Annotated in this window: 5 protein-coding genes; 3 read left to right on the top strand and 2 right to left on the bottom strand. The window is 66.7% G+C overall.

From position 1 onward, the window contains the following. Positions 1–1,277: hypothetical protein (locus VFG33_RS09620; RefSeq protein ID WP_325024616.1), on the bottom strand; the 1,277-nt coding region annotated here is incomplete at its 3' end. Continuing rightward, positions 1,277–1,813 carry a hypothetical protein gene (locus VFG33_RS09615; RefSeq protein WP_325024614.1) on the bottom strand — a complete coding sequence of 179 codons (537 nt, stop codon included), beginning with the start codon at positions 1,811–1,813 and terminating at the stop codon, positions 1,277–1,279. The genes VFG33_RS09620 and VFG33_RS09615, both read right to left, overlap by 1 nt. A 322-nt stretch (positions 1,814–2,135) precedes the next feature. On the opposite strand from VFG33_RS09615, the gene VFG33_RS09610 reads away from it, so the two are divergent. Genes VFG33_RS09610 through VFG33_RS09600 form a run of 3 tightly spaced genes read left to right on the top strand, consistent with a single transcriptional unit; the run spans position 2,136 to position 5,244 of the window. Beyond that, positions 2,136–3,428 (top strand): sugar ABC transporter substrate-binding protein, encoded by a 1,293-nt coding sequence (locus tag VFG33_RS09610; RefSeq protein ID WP_325024612.1) that lies wholly within the window; start codon positions 2,136–2,138, stop codon positions 3,426–3,428. Then, on the top strand, positions 3,428–4,417 hold the full coding sequence (locus tag VFG33_RS09605) for a carbohydrate ABC transporter permease (protein ID WP_325024609.1): 990 nt from the start codon (positions 3,428–3,430) through the stop codon (positions 4,415–4,417). Before VFG33_RS09610 ends, VFG33_RS09605 begins: the two co-directional genes overlap by 1 nt. Continuing rightward, positions 4,414–5,244 (top strand): carbohydrate ABC transporter permease, encoded by an 831-nt coding sequence (locus tag VFG33_RS09600; protein ID WP_325024607.1) that lies wholly within the window; start codon positions 4,414–4,416, stop codon positions 5,242–5,244. The genes VFG33_RS09605 and VFG33_RS09600 overlap by 4 nt, the downstream gene beginning before the upstream one ends. Positions 5,245–5,281: the final 37 nt, after the last annotated feature.

Below are 5,281 nucleotides of genomic sequence, written 5' to 3'. Positions count from 1 at the left end.
CCTTCCCAGTACACGAACTGGGTCAGCTCTTTCAGCGCGTCGGCGACTTCGTCCCGGTGGTCGTGAAGATCACCCAGCCGGAGGATCTGCCTGAAGGTCAGCGGAGTCTGGGCGACGGCGAGTACGGCCAGCAGCGGCCGGTAGGCGGTTCTCCACACCTGCCTCCACTGTGGTTCCTGTCGCTGGACCGAGTCGCGCACGAGGACGAGGAAGTACCGGTGGATCCCGTCGAGCCCGGCGGGCAGCGCCGACATGTCCGTCACCGCGGCGATCCGCGCGCTGTCCCCGGTTTGCGCGGCTTCGCGCAGCGCTTTGCCCCACAGCACGACGTAGAGGAAACTCCCGCCGGCGCGGGCGGTGACGCGGCGGGCGAGTCCGGGTGGGGCGCGGAACGTCGACGCCACAACGGGTTCGGCGAGCAGTGTGACGGTGTAGGCCAGCAGATCGCCCTGGACCTCCGGCCCCGCCGGGTCGATGACGATCTCGCGGAGCCGGTCGCTCTTCCGCTCCCGGAATTGCTCGAGCTTGTCATCCGGCCGGGAGGTGACCACGATCCGGACGTTCGGCGGGAGTTCCGGGCAATCGGCGAGCCATTCGAGGATGTCGCCGCGGCCGCCGACCGCGCTCCACTGGTAACGGAGTTCGTCCACGGCGTCGATCAGCACCACGACAAGGCTTTCGCTGTCCCGCTCGGCGAGCCGGACCGCAGGTTCCAGCAACGCGAGACTCTGCAGGTTGCCGAGGTTGTTGAGCCGGGCGTCGGCGATCAGCCGGTTGATCTCGAAGGCGACGACGCGCCCTTCGACGTCGTTGATCTGCTGTGTCACCTGGAATGCCGTGTGCTGGAACGGGGTCACCCAGACCTCGCCGACGCGCACGCCGACCACCTCGCCCCCGGCGGCCACGCGGCCCACGTCCTGGGTGACGTCGACGTCGAGGTCCAGGCTCATGATTTCCGGGCGCAGCACGGCCAGCTGGTGCCCGATGCTCAGCAGCAGCGACCACGCGTCGCCGCTCGCGAGCGGGTGATTGCCGGCCCGGCGCAGGAAATACCGCGGTGCCACCGGATGCAGGCGCGCCAGCCACGCGAGGAACGCGCTCTTGCCCGTTCCCGGGCCGCCGGTCAGCAGCAGGAACCGGCATTCGGGGTCACGCAGATGACGCTCGACGCGCTCGGCCAGCCAAGCGCGTTCGAAGAAACCGGCGTCGAGATAACCGGCGATGAGCCGTTCATGGAGCAGCTCGGCCCGGTCGAGACGATCGTGGTCCCCGGCCATCAGCCGATCCGGTCGATGTCGACGCCGATCGCCTGGCCGCCTTCCCGCACCTCTTCGGTCCGCACCGTGCCCTGCACGGTCGCGGAGCCGCCGACGGTCTTCGCGCGCACCGCGGCGACGTACCCGGCAACCTCGAGCGCGTCGACCGAGCCCTGGACGAGCGGGCCCGACTCCGGCCGGTGTTCGCCACGGAACGTGATCCGCTGCCCGTAGACCGCTTCCAGCAGACGCCGTACTTCGTCGGTCGCTTCGAGCAGTTCGCGGTCTTTCGGGTCGATCGGCACGATGTCGTCGACGTAGTCCTGGAGCACGTGCCGGAGCCGTTTCAGCTCGGCTTCCACTTGCGTGGCCACGTCGTCGTCCGCTTTGAGCGGTTCGAGTTCGCCCGCGAGCGCGGTGGTGTCGACAGGTTTCGCCGGTTTCGCGGCGCGCTCACGACGTTGTTTCAGCAGTTCAGTCGCCTGCGAATAAAGAAACTTGATGCCTTCGGTCAGAGCCGTCGCGCCCAGGGCGGAGAGCGTCAGCGGATCGGGCAAGGTTCCTCCAGGAAGCTCGGTACGCGGCCCCCGGCAGCGTGTTTCCCAGGCTACCAATTTCGCGGATCCCCTTGTCCGCTTTGGGGAATCCGCAGGGAAAGAACCTTTCCGGCTATCGGCATAGTGTGGTCCGCATTAACGGATCCGTGTCATCACCGTGCTCGTCCGGTGACTCACCGTTATCGAATCTCCACTGTTTTACAACGTATTGGCAACCTCCTTGACACCCGCTGTGGTCCGTACCACTCTCCTCTCTAACATTGGTCTACACCATTTTTTTGGCAGTCCGGCCGGGTGGCCGGACATCGAAAGGACGGCACGAGTGAAACGCTGGCTCAAGCTGGTGGCGGGCGCCGCCGCTATCACCCTCGCGACCGCGGGCTGCGCCGGCTCCAGTGGCACCGACACCGGTGCCGCCGCGAGTACCGCTCAGTCCGACGGCACGCTCACGGTCTGGCTGATGACCGGCTCCGTGCCGGACGCCACTTCCGCCGCGCTGCACAAGGAGTTCGAGGACGCCCACCCCGGCGTCAAGGTGAAGTACGAAGTCCAGCAGTGGAACGGCATCCAGCAGAAGCTGACCACCGCGCTCGCCGGTGACGACGCGCCGGACGTCATCGAGGTCGGCAACACCCAGACCCCGTTTTTCGCCGCGTCGGGCGTGCTGACGGACCTGACGGCTTCGGTCGGCGACTTCAACGGGCCGCAGTGGCTCGCGGGTCTCAAGGCTTCCGGTCAGTACGACGGCAAGACCTTCGGCGTCCCGTTCTACGCGGCCAACCGTGAGGTGATCTACCGCAAGGACATGTTCGAGCAGGCCGGTATCGCCGCGCCGCCCACCTCGCGTGCGGAGTGGATCGACGCGATCGGCAAGCTGAAGGCCAAGTTCGGCAGCGACCCCGACTTCCAGCCGCTGTACCTGCCCGGCCAGTACTGGTACGCCCTGCTGTCGTTCATCTGGGACGACGGCGGTGACGTCGCCACCGCGAACGGCACCTCGTTCAAGGCCTCGCTTGACAGCCCGGGCTCGAAGGCGGGCATCGAGTTCTACAAGCAGCTCGTGGACGTCTCCGGCACCAAGGCGCCGAAGGACAACGACGAGAGCAACCCGGCGCAGGCCGGTATCTACGGCGGTGGCAAGGCCGCCATGTTCATCGGCGCGCCCTACGAGGTCGCCACCGCGGCCAAGACCGACCCGAGCATCACCGCCAAGACCGGCGCCTTCCCGATCCCGGGCAAGACCGCCGGCTCGACCGCACCGGTGTTCCTCGGTGGCTCCAACCTGGTGATCCCGATCAACAGCAAGGACCAGGCACTGGCCAAGGACTACCTGAAGCTGATGTCCAGCGCCAAGTACCAGACCGAGCTCGCGAAGGCCGGCTACGTGCCGGGCACCTCGACCGACGTCAGCGCGCTCGGCTCGGACCCGCTGGCCAGCGTGATGGCCAAGGCGTCCAAGAACGGCCGCGCCGTGCCGGCCAGCCCCAAGTGGGGTGAGGTCGAGTCCGGCCAGAACCCGCTCAAGGACATGCTCACCGCATACCTGACCGGGAAGAAGACACTGGACCAGGCGACGAGCGACGCCAACGCCCAGCTCGACAAGCTCATCGGTTGATGACGACGATCAAGGATGTGGCGGTGCCGGCGGGGTCCTCCCCACCGGCGCCGCCGCGTGTCAGTCCCCCCTCGCCGCGGACGCTGCGCGCGAGGATCGGCGAACGTACGGTGCCGTACCTGCTGATCCTGCCCGCGCTGATCGCGATCCTGGTGCTGCTGGGCTGGCCTACGCTGCAACTCGTCGGGATCAGCCTGCGCCAGCTCGACCTGCGCGAACTGGTCACCGGTCAGATGGTGTGGATCGGTTTTGACAACTACACCGCCGCGCTGACCGATCCCGAGTTCTGGGAGATCACGATCCGGACGCTGGTGTTCACCGCCGTCATCGTGATCACCACGTTGCTGGTGGCGCTGTTCATCGCGCTGCTCATGCGGCATCTGAACCCGGTCGTCCGGGTTCTGCTGCAAGTCACCCTCGTCCTCGCGTGGGCCACGCCGGTCATCGCGACGACCACGGTCTTCCAATGGATGTTCGACCAGCAGTACGGCATCCTCAACAAAACGCTCGCGCAACTCGGGTTCGAGTCGTTCATCGGGTACTCGTGGTTCTCCACCGGGACTTCCACGCTGACCGTGATCGGGCTGCTGATCCTGTGGCAGGCCGTGCCTTTCGTGGCGTTCACGCTCTACGCGGGCCTGCTCGGCGCGCCGAAGGAACACTACGAAGCCGCCGGTATCGACGGCGCCAGCCCGTGGCAGACGTTCTGGGCGGTCAGCTGGCCGGCGATCCGGCCGATCCTGACCATGGTCACGTTCCTGTCGGTGCTGTGGGACTTCAAGGTCTTCGGTCAGGTCTGGGCGATCCGCCAGGGCGGCCCGGACGGCGAGAGCACGACGTTGCCGATCTACCTGTACCTCAAGGGTGTCGCGGGTAGCCACTTCGGCGCGGCGGCGGCGATCGCCATGCTGATGCTGCTCGTGCTGACCCTCATCACCGCCCGGTACGTGCAGCTGCTCGTGCGCTCGAAGGAGGCCGACATCTCGTGAAGAAATCCTTGTCCCAGCGGGTGAGCCTGTCGGTGGTCGGGGTCATCGCGGCGATCTTCTTCGGCTTCCCGACGTACTGGATGTTCACCACGTCGCTCAAGACGCCAGGAGAGGTCCTTTCGCCGAAGTACGACCTGATCCCGTTCTCGGGGACGATCGACAACTTCACCTCGGCGCTGACCAAGCCCGGCTTCCTGACCTACCTCACCAACAGCCTGATCGTCACGGTCGGCGCGGTGCTGTGCGCGCTGGTCGCCGGGGTGCTCGCCGCCGCGGCGCTCGCGCGGATGCGGTTCCGCGGCCGCAAGGGCTTCCTGCTGCTGGTGCTGGTCGCGCAGCTGGCGCCGGTCGAGGCGCTGTTCATCCCGATGTACCTGCTGATGAAGGACGCCGGGCTGCTCAACACCCTGCCGTCGCTGCTGCTGGTGTACTTCGCCACGACGCTGCCGTTCACCGTCTGGATGCTGTACGGCTTCATCAACGGCATCCCGTACGACCTCGAAGAGGCCGCGATGATCGACGGCTGCAGCCGGGCCGGCGCGTTCCGCCGGGTCACGCTGCCGCTGCTGGCACCGGGCCTGGTCACGACGTCGGTGTTCAGTTTCATCACGGCGTGGAACGAGTTCCTGTTCGCGCTGGTGTTCATGCGCGACCAGTCCAAGCAGACGCTGCCCGTGTGGCTGTCGTCGTTCCGTACGGCGTTCGCGGTGGACTGGGGCGGCGTCATGGCCGCGTCGGTCATCTACGCCATCCCGGCGCTGGTGTTCTTCCTGATCGTGCAACGCAAGCTGGTGTCCGGCATGACTGCCGGTGCGGTGAAGGGATAGCAGTTGTCTTCTCCCGCTGAAGCATCGACTGAACGAC

This window comes from Kribbella sp. (assembly GCF_035687465.1).
GTDB lineage: Bacteria > Actinomycetota > Actinomycetes > Propionibacteriales > Kribbellaceae > Kribbella.
Note: the sequence above shows the minus strand (reverse complement) of the source record. Positions and strands in the feature narration are given on the sequence as shown.

Excerpts from the sequence above, each read along its gene's own strand:
- VFG33_RS09605 (WP_325024609.1), top strand. The coding sequence starts at position 3,428 with ATGACGACGATCAAGGATGTGGCGGTGCCGGCGGGGTCCTCCCCACCG.